This window comes from Amycolatopsis sp. NPDC043887 (assembly GCF_056435665.1).
This window is the reverse complement of record NZ_JBWKEB010000005.1, coordinates 327,624-341,894: the sequence shown is the minus strand read 5'-3', so window position 1 is coordinate 341,894 and position 14,271 is coordinate 327,624. Positions and strand designations below refer to the sequence as shown.

The following is a 14,271-nucleotide window of genomic DNA, read 5'->3' as shown; positions in this document are numbered from 1 at the left end:
CCGACTCCGCAACGTCGAGGAGTTCGCATGAAACGGAGAACACCCCTGGCCGGTGTCGCGGTGGCGACGCTGGCCCTGCTGGGGCAGACCTTGATCTCGTCGGGTACCACCGCGCAAGCGGAATCACTGCTGTCCGGGGGTAAACCGACCACGACCTCGTCGGTCGAGGGCGTCGAGTTCGGCGGCGCCAACGCCGTCGACGGCAACGCCACGACCCGGTGGGCGAGCGAGGAGATGGTCGATCCGCAATGGATCGCCGTCGACCTCGGCGCCACCGCGACCGTCACCAAGGTCAGACTGAACTGGGAAGTCGCCTACGCCAAGACGTACAAGATCCAGGGCTCGGCCGACGGCAGGACCTGGACCGACATCAAGTCCGTCGTCGACGGCGACGGCGGCATCGACGAACACCTCGGCCTCAACGCCACCGCACGCCACATCCGCGTCCACGGCACGGCTCGCGGCACGACCTACGGCTACTCGTTGTGGGAGCTGGAAATCTACGGTGATCGCGTCGGCGGCGGTGACACGCAGGCGCCGACGGTGCCCACGGGTCTCGCCACGAACGCCACCACGACGGACAGCGTCACCCTCGGCTGGACCGCGTCCACCGACAACGTCGGGGTCACCGAGTACGAGGTGCTCCGCGACGGGAATGTCGTCGGGACCACGGCGACGACCACCTACACCGACAGCGGCCTGGCGTCCGGAGTGGAGTTCGGCTACTCCGTGCGGGCACGGGACGCGGCGGGCAACGTCTCCGCGGCGAGTCCGGTGATCAGGGCCGCGACCCAGCCGGGCGGCACCGGCCCCGTCACCCTCGCGCTCGCGGGTGACATCGCCAACCCGGAGCTCTTCTCCACGCACCAGGGGACCGCGAACCAGGTCGCCAGAATCAACCCGAAGTACGTGCTGACCGTCGGCGACAACCAGTACCACAAGGGCACCATCTCCGAATACCGCTCGCACTACGACAAGACGTGGGGCAAGTTCAAGAGCATCACCAAGCCCACAACGGGCAACCACGAATGGGACGACCAGCTCAGGGGCTACAAGGAGTACTTCGGCGCGATCGCGTACCCGCAGGGTTTGCCGTACTACAGCTACGACATCGGTGACTTCCACTTCGTCGCGATGGACTCGAACCCGATCTACACCGGCGGTGGGTCCGACCAGGTGACCTGGCTGCGCAACGACCTGGCGAAGAACACGAAGTCCTGCGTCATCGGGTACTGGCACCACCCGCGCTTCAACTCGGGGAACTCCGGGGACAAGAGGCAGATGGCGCCGCTGTGGAACGAGATGGCCAACGCGAAGGCGGACATGGTGATCACCGGACACGATCATCACTACGAGCGGACGAAGCCGCTGGACGTCAACGGCCACGTCGACGAGGCCAACGGCGTCCGCTCGGTCATCGCCGGCATCGGTGGCGACTACCTCTACACGGACTACAGGGCGCGTGAAGGGGTCGAGAAGATCCTCGCCAAGCACGGGGTGATGAAGCTGATGCTGAACGGGAAGTCCTACTCCTGGGAAATCCACGACACCAACGGGAATGTGCTCGACAAGGCGGGACCGTACACCTGCCGCTGATCGCCGTGGTCCGGTGCCGAACGCGGCACCGGACCCGGTGTCGTGAGTGGCGATTCGGGCTATCGAGCCGAAGGGCGAACGTGGCGAGTTTCGGACTGACCACTGGAGCCCGCCGGGCGTTAAGTGTCCACAAGGGACACTTTCGGACGGTGATATGTCTTGTTCGTGTATGAATGTGCGGTTTTCGAGCGAGGTCGTGAGTGATAATGACGGTTAGAACGCTCATTACCACTCACGACCCCGCGCAAAGTGTCCAAAACGAACATTACTGCCTGGCCGGCGTCCCTTGTGGATGGTCAAGAACGCGCCAGGCTCCACCACCGACTCGCCATCGGTAGCCCCTAGTCAAGACATGACACATTGCTTACCCCTCAACATGAAACACGCCTTAAGTCCATCCAGGAGTACAGGTGAATCGAATGGTGAAGCCGGGCACCGCCGCGATTGCGGCGATCGTCCTGCTCGCTCAGCCCGTGATCGCTTCCAGCGCCGCGGCCGGACCGGCGGAATCCCTGCTGTCGGTCGGCAAACGCACCACGACCTCCACCGTGGAGAGTGAGGGTTTCAGTGGCGCGCTCGCCGTCGACGGCGATTCGACGACCCGTTGGGCCAGTCTGGAGGGCGATCCACAGTGGATCGCGGTCGACCTCGGCGGTCCGGCGGACATCAGCCGGATCAAGGTCTTCTGGGAATCAGCCCACGCGAAGGACTATCAGGTCCAGGCGTCCGACGACGGCCAGAACTGGCGCGACGTGAAAACCGTGGTGGGCAGCGACGGCGGCCTCGACGAGTTCACCGGGCTGAACACCTCGGCCAGGCACGTCCGGATCTTCGGCACGGCGCGGGCGACCGTTTACGGGTACTCGCTGTGGGAGCTGGAGGTCTACGGCGTCCGGACCGGTGACGGCGACATCCAGCCGCCGTCGGTGCCGACCGGGCTCCGGCAGACGTCGTCCACCACCGAAAGCATCACGCTCGGCTGGACCGCGTCCACCGACAACGTCGGGGTCACCGAGTACGAAGTCCTGCGCAACGGCAACGTCATCGGCCGGTCCACGACGACTTCCTACACCGACACGTCGCTGGCGTCGGGCTTCGACTTCCAGTACGCGGTGCGGGCGCGCGACGCGGCGGGGAACCTGTCCGGATCGACCGAGCCGGTGAAGGCGTCCACCCGGCCGACGGCGTCCGACGGCATCGTCATCGCGCTCGCCGGCGACATCGCCAAGGCGGAGCTGCCGTCCGAGCACCAGCGGACGGCGGAGCTGGTGAGCAAGATCAACCCCCGGTACGTGCTGACGGTCGGCGACAACCAATACGTCGACGGCACCATCGAGGAGTTCCGGACCTATTACGACAAGACCTGGGGCAAGTTCAAGAAGATCACCAAACCCACGCCGGGCAACCACGAGTGGAACAACGAGCTGGCGGGATACAAGCAGTACTTCGGGAAGATCGCGACACCGAAGGGGAAGCCATACTACAGCTTCGACGTCGGCGCCTTCCACTTCGTCGCGCTCGATTCGGACCCGGTGTACAACGGCGGGGGCGCCGAGCAGGTGGCGTGGCTGCGCAAGGATCTGGCGAAAACGAAGAAGTCCTGTATCGCCGGATACTGGCACCACCCGCGCTTCAACTCGGGGAATTCCGGCGACGCGAAGAGTATCGCGCCGTTGTGGAACGAGCTGGCCAGGGCGAAGGCGGACGTAGTGTTCGCCGGGCACGATCACCATTACGAGCGGACGAAGCCGCTGGACGTCAACGGGCATGTCGACGAGGCCAACGGTATGCGGTCGGTCATCGCCGGTATCGGCGGAGACAGTCTCTATCTCGATTACAAGGCCCGTGAAGGCGTGGAGAAGATCCTAGGCAAGCACGGGGTGATGAAGCTGGTGCTCAAGGGGAAGACCTATTCCTGGGAGATCATCGGCACCAACGGGGAACTGCTCGACAAAGCGGGCCCGTACACCTGCCGGTGACAGGAAAGGGGACAGAATGAAGCTCCCGGTGAAGTTCGTCGTGGCGCTGGCGGGTGTCGCCGCGCTCGCCGCCGCCTCGGTGGTGTACGTGGTGCAGGCCAAGGCGAACAGCCCCGAGCGGCGGACGGCCGACGCGGCGGTCGCGGTGGATTCCTCGGGGCGGGTCGTACTGAGCGAGCCGGGGAGGCTGCTGTTCCGCAACGGCGCGCCGGGGCCGGGGTACGGGAACGTCGCGTCGGTCCCCGTTTTCGAACCCGGGGGCCCGCGACGGATCAGTTCACTCGGCTGCGAACGGTTCTACACGGCGGTCGACGGCGGCCTGTGCCTGGCGAAGGAACCCACGCCGCTGCCGGGCGCGGTCGCCAAATTCGTCGACTCCGCGCTCGGCGAGGTCAAGCGCGTCGACGTCCCCGGCATCCCCAACCGCGCGAAACTCTCACCCGGTGGCCGGATGGGGAGCTGGACCACCTTCGTCACCGGTGACTCGTATTCGACGCCCGGCACCTTCTCGACGCGAACGGCCATCATGGATCGCGAACGGAACGAGCTTTCGAGCAATATCGAGGGCATCCCGCTGCGGATCGGGGACGCGGTCCACCGGGGCGAGGACGTCAACTACTGGGGTGTCACGTTCGCCACCGACGAGCGGACGTTCTTCGCCACGGTCGCCACCGGCGGGCGGACCTATCTCGTGGAGGGCGACAACGAGGCGTGGAAGGCGCGCACCCTGCGGGAGAACGCGGAATGTCCGTCGTTGTCGCCGGACGGCACGAAACTCGCGTTCAAGAAACGCGTGGCCGACGGCGACGTCCGGCCTTGGCGGGAGCATGTGCTGGACCTGACCACGATGCGGGAGACCCCGCTCGCGGAGGCGCGCAGCATCGACGACCAGGTGGTCTGGCTCGACAACGACACGATCGCCTACGGCCTGCCGCGCGGGGACGGCAAGGAAAGCGACATCTGGTCCGTGCCCGCCGACGGCACCGGATCACCGCGCCTTCTGGTCCCCCTGGCGTCGTCGCCGTCGGTCACGACGGCTCGTCGATAACGGCGAATCTCCCGTCCTCCCGGTACAGCCAGTACCGGCGCAGCATGCGCAACACCACGGAGACCTGCAGTGCGGTGATCCCGGGTAAGGGAGCGAGGTCCCTGGTGAGGAAGTCGGCCATTTCGTCCTCGTTCCGGAACACGCCCTGGTGGATGACCGAAGCGGTGCCGGCGACGATCGACACGTACCGCGCCGACGGATGCCGCGCCAATTCCCGGGCCACGGCCTGGATGGCGCCCGGGGTGATGGTCAGCGCGATGACCGCCTCCAGTTCGTAGCCGAGCTGCGCGGGTTCCACCTCGACGCGTGGCCGGACGATGCCGCGCCGCAACGTCGACTGGATCAGCCGGTAGGCGGTGGACTGGCTGAGGCCGAGGCTCCGGCCCGCTTCGGCCGCGGTGATCCGCCCGTTCCCCGCCAGCAGCCCGATGAGCCGCCGCTCGTCCGAGCCCACCTCGTCGGCGTCGAATCCGTCCGGCGCGGCCGGTATCACCTGATCGCGGGACAAGATCTTCTGCTGCTCTTCGCTCAGCCGGTGCAGACGCCAGGAGTCGGCCCTGGTCAGCGCCCGCAGCACCAGTTCCGAATGGGTCCCCGCCACGCCCGGCACCCCGGGGATGCGCTCGGCGAGCAGTTCGCGTGCCTCGGCTCGGTCCGGAACGTGCACGGCCAGGTAGACGTCCGACCGGCCCGCCGTCTCCGCCGCGAGCTGGACCTCGGGAAACCGCGCGAGCGCCTTCGCCGCCGAACCGGACGCGCCCGGTTCGGTCGTGACCCAGACATGCCGCGGGTTCCCGCGAGCCCTCGCCGTCCACTCGACCTGGCCGATCACCCGGAGGATCCGCTGTTCATCGAGGCGGACCAGCCGTCGTCCCACCGTGCTGGCGGAGACGTCGAGCGCCTCGGCGAGCGTGGCAACCGAGGCGCGCGGGGCGATCTGGAGCGCCGCGATCAGGTCCAGCTCGGGTTCGGTCAGCATGGGGTGAATATATCAGTCATCCGGCGCGCCCATGTGACTGATCCGTGCGGAATACAGTTCAGGGTTGCACTATTCGTTCGCTTGAGTTTGTAATGGGCCTCCGATCAGGAAGGAGCCGCGCCGGTGAGTTCCAGCCAGGCCAGAACGACCTCACGTCCGATGAACCTCCTGCTGCGCGCGCTCGACGGCGTCGAGCGGCTCGGCAACAAGCTGCCGCACCCGTTCTGGCTCTTCGTCATCCTGAGCGCAGTGCTGGCTCTGGCCAGCTGGGGGCTCAGCGCGGCCGGGGTGTCCGCGGTGAACCCGGCAACGGGCAAGACCGTCGAGGCGAAGAACCTGTTGTCCTCAGACGGCGTGCGGATGATGGTGACCGACGCGGTCAAGAGCTACACGTCCTTCCCGCCGCTGGGCACGATCCTCGTGGTGATGCTCGGCGTGGCGGTCGCCGAGAGGTCCGGTCTGCTCGCGGCCGTGCTCCGGTCCGGTGTTTCGAAGGTCTCGCCGCGGTGGGTGACCTTCGCGCTGGCATTCACCGGAATGGTGTCCCACGTCGCTTCCGACGCGGCCTACGTGGTGCTGATCCCGTTGGGGGCCTTGGCCTTCCGCGCGGTGGGGCGCAGCCCGATCCTGGGTATCGTGGTCGCGTTCGTATCCATCTCCGCCGGGTACGACGCGAGCCCGCTGATCACGCCGACCGACGCCATCCTGTCCGGGCTGACCACGGCGGCGGCGCAGACGATCGATCCGGCCTATTCGGTCACGCCACTGGCCAACTACTTCTTCTCGCTCGCCTCGTCGGTCGTGCTGGCCGCGGTGATCACGCTCGTGACCGAGAAGGTCCTGGCGCGGCGCGCCGAGGCGATGCCCGTCGACGACGACGCGGAGGAGGACGATCTCGGCTCGCTCCAGCTCAGCCGCCAGGAACGACGGGGCCTGCTCGCCGCGCTCATCGCGCTGGCCGTCTTCGTGATCGCCCTCGTGCTGGCGGTGCTGCCCGCGTCGTCGCCGTTACGCGGCAAGGGCGGAAGCATCATCGAGTCACCGTTGCTGACTTCCATCTCGATCTTCCTCGCGCTGGGTTTCCTCGCGGCGGGCTGGGCCTACGGAAAGGTCGCCGGGACGGTGACCAGCAGCCGCGACATCCCGGGGTTCATGGCACACGGATTCCGCGAGATGGCGCCGATCCTGGTGCTGTTCTTCGCCATCTCCCAGTTCCTGGCCTACTTCAAGTGGACCGGTATCGGCGAGATCACCGCGATCAACGGCGCCGGTCTGCTCAAATCCGCCGGCGTCTCCGGACCGGTCATCATGCTGGGCATCCTCGTCGTGGTGACCCTGGTGAACCTGGTCGTCACCAGCGGCTCCGCCCAATGGGCGCTGATCGGCCCGGTGTTCGTGCCGATGCTGATGCTGCTGGACATCCCGCCGGAGACCACGCAGGCGCTGTACCGCATCGCGGACTCGTGCACGAACGCGATCACCCCGATGAGCCCGTACTTCGTGATGGCGCTGGGTTTCCTGCAGCGTTATCGGCGTTCGGCGGGGATCGGCACGCTGTTCTCGATGACGGTCCCGCTCTCGTTCGCCCTGCTGGTGGTGTGGACGTTGCTGTTCTTCGTGTTCTGGGTGTTCGGCATCCCGCTCGGCCCCGGTGCCCCTGTTCGGTAGAAAGGATCCTCTTGTCACACACGGATTGGTCCCGCCAGGCACTGCCGGCCATGCTCGACGATCTGCGGACGATCGTCGAACTGGAGACGCACAGCTACGACAAGCCGATGCTGGACAAAGGCCTCGACACGATCCGGGCCTGGGTCTTCGACCGCCTCGGCGCACCCGATGCCGAGGCCCGCCACACCGACACGGTCCGCGGCGACGTGCTCGAACTGAGCTATGCGGGGACGGCGCCGGGAACGGTGCTGCTGCTGAGCCACTACGACACGGTCTGGCCGACCGGCACGCTCGCCGGATGGCCGTACACCGACGAGGACGCCCGCGTCACCGGGCCGGGCGCGTTCGACATGAAACTCGGCTTGGTGCAGTCGGTCTGGGCCTTGCGAGGCCTCCGCGAACTCGGCCTTCCGCATCCGTCGGTCAAGTTCCTCTTCAACGGCGACGAGGAGATCGGCAGCCCCCACTCGCGGCCGTACATCGAAGCGGCCAGTGAAGGCGCGCTGGCCACGCTTGTCTTCGAGGCGTCACTGGACGGCAAGCTGAAGACCGCGCGCAAGGGGGTCGGCCTGTTCGACGTGACCGCCACCGGCGTCGAGGCGCATGCGGGCCTGGACCCGTACGCGGGAGCGAGCGCGATCCACGCCCTCGCCGAGATCGTCGGACAGCTGGCGGCTGCGGGCTCGCGTGAACACGGGACCACGGTCAACGTCGGCACCATCTCCGGCGGTACCGGTCGTAACGTCACCGCGGGCGGCGCGAGCTGCGGCGTCGACATCCGCGTCGCCGAACCGTCCGAAATGGACCGGATAGACAAGGTGTTCGCCGGCCTGGAGGCCGCCGATCCTCGCGTGACCGTCTCGGTCGAAGGGGAGTGGAATCGACCACCGATGACGCCGAACGACCCGTCGCGGGCGCTGTTCGCGACCGCTCGGAAGGTGGCCGCCGAAGAGGGCTGGGAGCTGGAGGAGACCGCGGTGGGAGGGGCGAGCGACGGCAACTTCGTGTCCGCGCTGGGCCGCCCGGTGCTCGACGGGCTCGGTGCGGTCGGAGGCGGCGCCCACGCGCGCGACGAACACATCCTCGTGAGGCACATCCCGGAACGGACGGCGCTGACGATCGGGCTGATCGCGGCACTCGCCTGACGAGTTTGCCCGCCTCCCGCGGGGGTATCCCCGGAGCTGCCGAAAGGAGGTCACGATGGCCGACCACTTGCCGTTGGCGAATTACGACGAACTGCCCGCGGGGACGCTTCAGCACCGCATCCGTGCGTTGACGGGACCACAGCTGCGCGAACTGATCGACTACGAGCAGGAACACGGTGGGCGTACTCGGGTCCTCGAATTGCTGCAGGTCCGTCTCGACGAGGTCGTCGCCGATGCCGAGTCTTCCAGAGGGAACCAGGATGTCACGCCCGAGGTTTCCGGCGGACGCGGAGGTTCGCCGGTTCGGGAAGTCACCGCGGCGGAACCGAGCACTCCGCTGAGGCACGGACAGTCGGACCAGACAGCGTTGCGGGGACGCCCCTGACCGAAAGCGGCCGGACCTCGTTTGCCCGTTCCGCTGGTGGGTTACGCCCTGGTGGAGGAGGTGTTCGACGCCTGAGCCCGCAGTTCCGGTATCGATGTCACGAACTCGCGCGGTCAGGTCGAAGTCATGTCTTCAGTCACGTATCGCGCGTTCGCCGACCGGCGGATGGCCGGACGGCAGTCGGCCCGCCTGATCGGGCGGCCGGATTGGCCCGATCCCGTGGTGCTCGGGCTGACAAGGGGCGGTGTGCCGGTCGCCGCGGAAGTCGCCCGCGAGGCGGAGGCCCGCCGCCGCCTCCGTCGCTATCAGGGCGATCGTGGGCCGATCGCGGCGTGCGGCCGGGACGTCCTGCTGGTGGACGACGGGCTGGCCACCGGTGTCACGGCGACGGCCGCGCTGCGAGCCCTGCGTCAGGCGGAACCGCGCCGGTTGGTGTTCGCCGCTCCGGTGTGCGCCGTCCGGGCGCCCGAGATGCTGCGCGACGAGGCGGACGACGTCCTCTGTGTGGTCGAACCGGAGCGGTTCAAGGCGGTCGGTCAGTGGTACGAGGACTTCTCTCAGACCAGCGACGAGGAAGTCGTCTCGCTGCTCGAGGCGGCATCGGGAAACCGGCACTGAAAGGAGTGAGACGGACAATGCGGCACGACGAATTCATCGGCCAGGTGCAGAACCGGGCGAAGCTGTCCGACCGCGGTGAAGCGGCGGGGGCGACGCGCGCGACCTGCCGACGCTCGGTGAATGGATTCCCGAACCGCTGGCGGCGAACCTGGCTTCTCAGCTGCCTCAGGAGATCGGTGAGCACCTGAACCGCACGATCACGATGGCGGGTACCGGCAGCGGTGAGCGGTTCGGCCGTGACGAGTTCATCCGGCGGGGGGCACAGCGTGGCCACACCGACGAACCCCAGGCCACCTACCGATCCCGGGTCGTGCTCGAAGTCCTCGGCGAGGCCACCACGGGCGGCAGCATGGACAAGATCCGGGAATCGTTGCCCGACGACCTGCGGTCACTGGTCGACGCCGGATCGAGCGGGGCCTTGGAGTAGGCGGCGCTTCGAGGTTTCGGTGGCCGCCGAACGTGGTAGTCCTGGCGTTGTCAAGGCCCGCGCGGTTTGGGAGTGACGCCATGACCGTTCCGGTCGTCATCGATTCCGCCGGGGTGGCGCTGTCCGGTGACCTGGTGGTCCCCGGCGACCCCCGCGGGATCGTGGTCTTCGCGCACGGATCGGGAAGCTCGCGGCACAGCGGCCGTAATCGTGCGGTGGCCGGAGTGCTGCAGGACAACCGGTTCGCCACGCTGTTGCTGGATCTGCTGACCGAGGACGAGGAACGCGCCGACCGGAGCACCGGCGAGTTGCGCTTCGACATTCCGCTCCTCGCCGACCGAGTGGTCACCGCGGTGAACGAGATCGGGCACCACGAGGTGGTCCGCGGCTTGCCGATCGGGTTGTTCGGTGCCAGTACGGGTGCCGCGGCGGCGCTGATCGCCGCGGCCAGGGAGAAACCCGTTCGTGCCGTGGTGTCCCGTGGTGGCAGGCCGGACCTGGCGAGCGGCGCCTTGACCGAGGTGAGAGCTCCGACGCTGCTGATCGTCGGCGGCCTTGACCATCCGGTCCTGGAGCTGAACCGGCTCGCCGCCGGGCGACTCGTCGCGCCGAACCGCATCGAGGTCGTGGCCGGGGCCACCCATCTGTTCGAAGAACCGGGAGCGCTGGCCGAAGTGGCGAGGCTGGCGACGGACTGGTTCGACCGGCACTTGCCATGACCGGCAGGACGTGAGTAGTGATGTCAGCACCGGAATCCACAATGGACAAGGGAGCCGTCGTAACCGGCTACGACGGCTCCGAAGAAGCACGGAAGGCCGTGCGCTGGGCCGCGGGGGAAGCCGCTGCCCGCGGCTGTGGATTGGTCGTAGCCCACGTCGTCGGGTTCCCGTCCGTACCCGAGGCGGTCCCGGGTGGCGGGGCGTGGCCGCGGCCGGGGTTTCTCGAAGCAGGTCAGGAAACAGCACAGCGGCACGCCGAAGCCATGCTCGGCGACATCGCGCAGGAATGCCGCCGAGCATGGCCGGATCTGGCCGTTTCGACCCGGCTGTTGTCCGGCCGCGCACCCGACGCGCTAGCCCGTGCCGCGGAGAACGCGGATCTGCTGGTCATCGGGTCGTCGGGGCTCACCGCGCTGCCGAGGCTCCTGGTCGGGTCGACGGCCAACGAACTCCTGCACGACTACCACCGGCCCATCGTGGTGGTACGAGCCGGTGACGAACCGCCGGCGGACTGCGATCGGAAGGTCGTGGTCGGCGTCGACGGATCCGAGACCAGTGTGGGGGCCATCGGGTTCGCCTACGACTTCGCCGACCGGCACGGCTGCGTGCTGGTGGCCTTGCACGTCTGGTCCGATCTTCCGCTCGAAGCGATGGCGGTGAGTCCTACCGAGCACGACAGGGAGATCATCGAGGAACGGGGAAAGCCCCTGCTCGACGAATCGCTGGCCGGATATCGGGAACGGTATCCGGACGTCCCCGTCCACCGGGTGATCGCCGTGGACCGGCCCGCTCATGCGCTGGCGGAGCAAGCCGAGTGTGCCGCGCTGCTCGTCGTCGGCAGTCATGGACGCGGACCGCTCCGCCGTGCTCTGCTCGGATCGGTCAGCCGGGCCATGGTTCACCACGCGCCCTGTCCCGTCGCCGTGGTCCGTCACCACAAGGACTGAGACCGGTGTCAGGGCTCGGAACCACTTCGATCCGCGGAGTCGGCCGGCTTCGTCCGGAAGGTGTTGTGCGTCCACACGAGCGCGCTCGCGGCGGCGACTCCGCCCAGGAACACCAAACCCCTGTCGCTGAAGAGACCCACCATGATCATGAGGATCGCGGTGACTTCGGCGACGACGAGCACGGCCCACCAGGTCTGGACGCTCGCCGGACGCTTCACCTGGTCGAAGGCCGCCACGAGGTCGGGATCGCTCGCGGTCAGGTCTTCCTCGATCTTCTGCAGGACGCGGCGGTCTCGGCGTAGCACGATGCCTCCTTTGTCGTCGTGTACCCGCGCGTACCCGTCGAGGCCCGGAACAAACAGGCCGGTTCGCGGCGTCGGCTTCCGGGTAGCCGAACGCCATGGACCCGGTGTCGGAGGCAAGGCGGGCGGCGTGGCCGTGGAAGGTGACTGGCCGGACTGCCATCGGCTGCACTGCTGCGTGGCAGGCGCTCCGGGTACGGCGGACGATCCGGCCGAGGTGCTGGGGGGAGTTCGACCGGTGGCCACGATGGATGTGGGCGAACGAGGAAGTGGCCGGATTCGCCCGGTGGCTGCGCGGGTTCAACACTTCACGACGGCGACCGGCCGGCTTTCACGGTCTCGACGTCTACAGCCTGTGGGAGTCGCTGCACGCCGTGCTGGACTACCTGCGGGCCCACGAACCCCGCAGCGTGGACACCGCATTGGCGGCGCCCCGGTGTTTCGAGCCCTACGCCGACCCTCAGGACTACGCGTTCGCGACCCGGGTCGTGCCCGAGACCTGTGAGCGACGTCGCCCGCATGCTCGCCGAGTTGCGTCCCGTTCTCGACGAAAGCTCGTTGCCTGGGCTGGACGAGTCCTTCTTCGCCTGGCAAAACGCCGAAGTGGTCGCCGGCGCGGAGCGGTATTACCGGGAGATGATGCGCGGCGGCGGCCGGTCCTGGAACCTCCGCGATCACCATATGGCCGACACCCTCGACCGCCTGATGGCCACCTATGGGCCGAAGGCGAAAGCCGTGGTGTGGGCGCACAACACACATGTCGGTGATGCCCGGGCGACCGACATGGCGGCCGCGGGGATGGTGAACCTCGGGCAGCTGGCCCGTGAACGGCACACCGCCGACGACGTCGTGCTCATCGGGTTCGGCACCCATCGGGGGGAGGGTGATCGCGTCGAACTTCCGGGGCGGGCCGGTGCGTCGGATGCCGGTGCCGGAAGCCCGTGACGGGAGCGTCGAGGACTTGCTGCATCAGGCTGTTCCGGACGACGACGCGGTCTTCGTCGTGCCGGGTGACTCATGGGCCGGACAGGTTCGCGGACATCGGGCGATCGGCGTCGTCTACCGCCCGCTCAGAGAATGGGCAGGCAACTACGTACCCACGATTCTCGGCCGCCGATACGACGTGTTCCTTCATTGCGACCACACCGACGCGGTCCATCCTCTGCATCGGCTCGAGCCTGTCGACGGTGAACTGGAGACGTATCCGTTCGCGGAATGACGGGAAGCTCTCTCAACCAGCGGTCGGCCACTCGCGGCTGAGCACGTCTCCCGGAGAACTCCGCGACCTGGCTGGTCAGCGCTCATGATACGCATATGCTTACGATCACGGATCGCGCCGACTACCCGAAGTCCCGCGGATGAATCCCGCGGGACCGGGTGAACGACCAAGTACACGCTTCCCGGTGGCAGGGCCCCGGTGACGCTGCCGACCGCGTCGTCACGTCGACAGAATCGGTCATGAAGTTCATGCATCGCCTCTTGACCCTCGCCGCGGTCATGGCCGCGACACTTCTCAGCTCGCCTCCGGCCTCCGCCATCGGCACACCGAGGCTGCTCATCGGACAGGACTTCCCGGACCCCGACATCGTCAAAACCGACTCCGGCTACTTCGCCTTCTCCACGAGCACCGGTGCGGTGAAAGTGCCCTATGCGCACGCTCCGGCCCCGGAAGGTCCGTGGCGGGTGGCCGGTGACGCTCTCGCGGCCGCACCGCGGTGGGCGAAACCGGACAGCGGGTTCTGGGCTCCCGATGTGACCCGGCTTTCCGACGGTACGTTCCTGCTCTACTTTTCGGCGGCGGTGGCTCCCGGAGGGGAGATGTGCATCGGCGTCGCGACCGCCGCGAAGGCCGAAGGGCCGTACACGCCTGCCGGAGACGGTCCACTGATCTGCGTCCCCGGCGACGGCGGTGACATCGACCCGCAGACCTTTGTGGACTCGGACGGCTCGCGGTACCTGATCTACAAGAGTGACGGCGCGGCGGTCGGTCCGCCTGCCGCGATCTGGTCACAGAAACTGCTCGCCGACGGGCGGACACCGGACGGTCCGCGGATCGAGCTCCTGCGCGCCGATCTCGCGTCGGAGAACGCGGTCGTCGAAGCACCGTCGGTGGTGAAGACGGCGAGCCGGTACTTGTTGTTCTACTCCGCCGACACGTTCCAAAGTTCCGGCTACCACACGGGATATGCCTCCGCGCCCGCGCTGAGCGGGCCGTTCGTGAAAGCCGGTACACCGTTCCTGTCCACCGATCTGCTCGGCGGCAAGGTCGACGCACCGGGCGGGGCTGACGTCGTCGACGGCCATATCCACTTCCACGGCTGGCTCGGGGGTGGCCGCACCGCCCGCGGGATGTACCAGCTGCCCATCGGATTCCCGAACGATGTTCCCCAGCTCGGCTGAGAAGGTTTCATCGCCGGCGTTCGGGTATCCGCACGGTGAGACCGACCGAAGGAGCACC

General features: G+C 67.6%; 13 protein-coding genes and 2 pseudogenes. 13 read left to right on the top strand and 2 right to left on the bottom strand.

The window, feature by feature from the left end; all coding sequences use genetic code 11:
• The first annotated feature begins 27 nt into the window (after positions 1-27).
• The 3 genes from AC069H_RS16150 (at position 28) to AC069H_RS16140 (ending at position 4,623) form a co-directional block, all read left to right on the top strand.
• On the top strand, positions 28-1,596 hold the full coding sequence (locus AC069H_RS16150) for a discoidin domain-containing protein (protein WP_478232800.1): 1,569 nt from the start codon (positions 28-30) through the stop codon (positions 1,594-1,596).
• A 419-nt stretch (positions 1,597-2,015) separates the two neighbouring features.
• On the top strand, positions 2,016-3,575 hold the full coding sequence (locus AC069H_RS16145) for a discoidin domain-containing protein (RefSeq protein ID WP_478232936.1): 1,560 nt from the start codon (positions 2,016-2,018) through the stop codon (positions 3,573-3,575).
• Positions 3,576-3,591: 16 nt separating this feature from the next.
• Complete coding sequence (locus tag AC069H_RS16140; RefSeq protein ID WP_478228186.1) at positions 3,592-4,623, top strand: TolB-like translocation protein; 1,032 nt, start codon at positions 3,592-3,594, stop codon at positions 4,621-4,623.
• Here the strand turns inward: AC069H_RS16140 and AC069H_RS16135 are convergent.
• The gene (locus AC069H_RS16135; protein WP_478232799.1) at positions 4,604-5,602 is read right to left on the bottom strand and encodes an Lrp/AsnC family transcriptional regulator; all 999 of its coding nucleotides are present in this window, start codon (positions 5,600-5,602) and stop codon (positions 4,604-4,606) included. The genes AC069H_RS16140 and AC069H_RS16135 overlap by 20 nt on opposite strands.
• Before the next feature lie 159 nt (positions 5,603-5,761).
• Between AC069H_RS16135 and AC069H_RS16130 the strand changes: the two genes are divergently transcribed.
• From AC069H_RS16130 to AC069H_RS16100, 7 genes and pseudogenes are all read left to right on the top strand, one after another.
• Complete coding sequence (locus AC069H_RS16130) at positions 5,762-7,270, top strand: AbgT family transporter (protein WP_478232935.1); 1,509 nt, start codon at positions 5,762-5,764, stop codon at positions 7,268-7,270.
• Between the two features lie 50 nt (positions 7,271-7,320).
• Positions 7,321-8,415 (top strand): M20 family metallopeptidase, encoded by a 1,095-nt coding sequence (locus AC069H_RS16125; protein ID WP_478232934.1) that lies wholly within the window; start codon positions 7,321-7,323, stop codon positions 8,413-8,415.
• Between the two features lie 55 nt (positions 8,416-8,470).
• On the top strand, positions 8,471-8,800 hold the full coding sequence (locus AC069H_RS16120; RefSeq protein WP_478232798.1) for a DUF8129 domain-containing protein: 330 nt from the start codon (positions 8,471-8,473) through the stop codon (positions 8,798-8,800).
• A 126-nt stretch (positions 8,801-8,926) separates the two neighbouring features.
• Complete coding sequence (locus tag AC069H_RS16115; RefSeq protein WP_478232797.1) at positions 8,927-9,418, top strand: phosphoribosyltransferase family protein; 492 nt, start codon at positions 8,927-8,929, stop codon at positions 9,416-9,418.
• A gap of 17 nt (positions 9,419-9,435) precedes the next feature.
• Positions 9,436-9,845: pseudogene (locus tag AC069H_RS16110) on the top strand (DUF2267 domain-containing protein).
• Positions 9,846-9,925: 80 nt separating this feature from the next.
• Positions 9,926-10,564 carry a dienelactone hydrolase family protein gene (locus AC069H_RS16105; protein ID WP_478232796.1) on the top strand — a complete coding sequence of 213 codons (639 nt, stop codon included), beginning with the start codon at positions 9,926-9,928 and terminating at the stop codon, positions 10,562-10,564.
• A gap of 20 nt (positions 10,565-10,584) precedes the next feature.
• Entirely contained in the window at positions 10,585-11,511 is a 927-nt protein-coding gene (locus tag AC069H_RS16100; RefSeq protein WP_478232795.1) for a universal stress protein, read from the top strand.
• A gap of 8 nt (positions 11,512-11,519) precedes the next feature.
• Here the strand turns inward: AC069H_RS16100 and AC069H_RS16095 are convergent, their stop codons facing one another.
• A complete protein-coding gene (locus AC069H_RS16095; RefSeq protein WP_478232794.1) occupies positions 11,520-11,816 on the bottom strand; it encodes a DUF3040 domain-containing protein in 297 nt (98 codons plus the stop codon).
• Between the two features lie 95 nt (positions 11,817-11,911).
• Here AC069H_RS16095 and AC069H_RS16090 point away from each other — a divergent pair.
• From AC069H_RS16090 to AC069H_RS16080, 3 genes and pseudogenes are all read left to right on the top strand, one after another.
• A pseudogene (locus AC069H_RS16090) lies at positions 11,912-12,758 on the top strand (erythromycin esterase family protein).
• The gene (locus AC069H_RS16085) at positions 12,736-13,032 is read left to right on the top strand and encodes an erythromycin esterase family protein (protein ID WP_478232793.1); all 297 of its coding nucleotides are present in this window, start codon (positions 12,736-12,738) and stop codon (positions 13,030-13,032) included. The pseudogene AC069H_RS16090 and the gene AC069H_RS16085 overlap by 23 nt, the downstream one beginning before the upstream one ends.
• A 239-nt stretch (positions 13,033-13,271) precedes the next feature.
• Positions 13,272-14,213: a glycoside hydrolase family 43 protein gene (locus tag AC069H_RS16080; protein ID WP_478232792.1), complete on the top strand. Its 942-nt coding sequence runs from the start codon at positions 13,272-13,274 to the stop codon at positions 14,211-14,213.
• The last annotated feature ends 58 nt before the right edge of the window (positions 14,214-14,271 follow it).